At 33.6% G+C, this 1,231-nt stretch carries 1 protein-coding gene and 1 pseudogene; both read left to right on the top strand.

The annotated features are described in order from the left end of the window. Positions 1 to 411, top strand: a 411-nt coding sequence (locus ABS911_RS15115) for a cupin domain-containing protein (RefSeq protein WP_350468234.1), incomplete at its 5' end; no start/stop codon positions are given. 518 nt (positions 412 to 929) lie between these two features. Continuing rightward, a pseudogene (locus tag ABS911_RS15120) lies at positions 930 to 1,231 on the top strand (FUSC family protein); the annotation flags it as partial.

The following is a 1,231-nucleotide window of genomic DNA, read 5'->3' on the forward strand; positions in this document are numbered from 1 at the left end:
AACGAATTTGATCCAGCACAGAATGTGCAGGATCTATTTGAAAAAAACGGGTATACCAATGGATGGGTAAACGGTATTTTTTCTTATCATCATTTTCATTCCAATACCCATGAAGTATTGGCTTGTATTGCTGGTGAAGCAACTGTGCAACTTGGAGGTCCTGATGCTCAGTGCTATTCTTTTTCTAAAGGGGATGTTTTATTTCTTCCTGCAGGTGTAGCCCATAAAAGAATTGATGCTAGTCCTGATTTTAAAATAGTCGGTGCTTATCCTGATGGATTAGAACCAGATATGCAAAAAGGAAAAGCAGAGGATTACGAGGCGATCAAACCAGCGGTTGCACGTGTTAAACAACCAGAAAATGATCCGGTTGAAGGAAAAGATGGAGCAGTAATAAAGTATTGGACCTAGAGTTATTCTAGGTCTTTTTCATTTTAGTTATCTTTTATATCAATAAGTAAAGGGACTAAACGTTATGGAGAAAAACTTTAATAGACTAAAAAAACAAAGCTATAGAAGCTAATCAGCTAGCATGATTGGTTTTTATAGCTTTATTTGCTTCTAGTTCTTTCTAATAACATCTGCTTAAACAAAAAAATTCCTTGTTATTTGCTTTTTATATTATTTTATTTATCAATAAAGGCAAAATTATGGGGGATTTGTCATAATAATCGCCCTTTTTTTTATTTGTAAAGGCGGTATACTTGAAAGGTAATGAATAAGAGCCACAAGAATAGGATATAAAAAGGATAAGGAGCAAAAATAAACTTCGAGTAATTATTAAAAATTGAGGTATTGTAGTGGCTTTAATGTTGTTCAAGTTGATTAGTATTATTAAAACAACGTTAACTCTAATAATGTAAAAGTATTATTGCTTATTCAAAGAAAAAAGGAACAAAAAATCAATTATGGAATCAGGAGTTTTTATAATGGAAAAGAAAAGGAGCTTTTTTAAAGAAATCATCACGATAAAAGAAACAAGAGATTCTTTGTTACGTGTTTTTGGTGCGGGATTTACTACTGGAATTATGCTTATGGCAGGTTACTTGCTAAACAATATGCAGATTGGAACGTTCGGAGCACTGGGAGCTTTCGCATTTTTATATTATCAGCCAATTCCGACCAAAGCATTGATGCAACGGATCTTTAGAGTTGGAATCTGTTTAGTGTTGAGCTTTCTGGCAGGAGCCTTATCAACCTTTGTACCTTGGATGATCCCTATTACGATTAG

This window comes from Carnobacterium sp. (assembly GCF_040274425.1).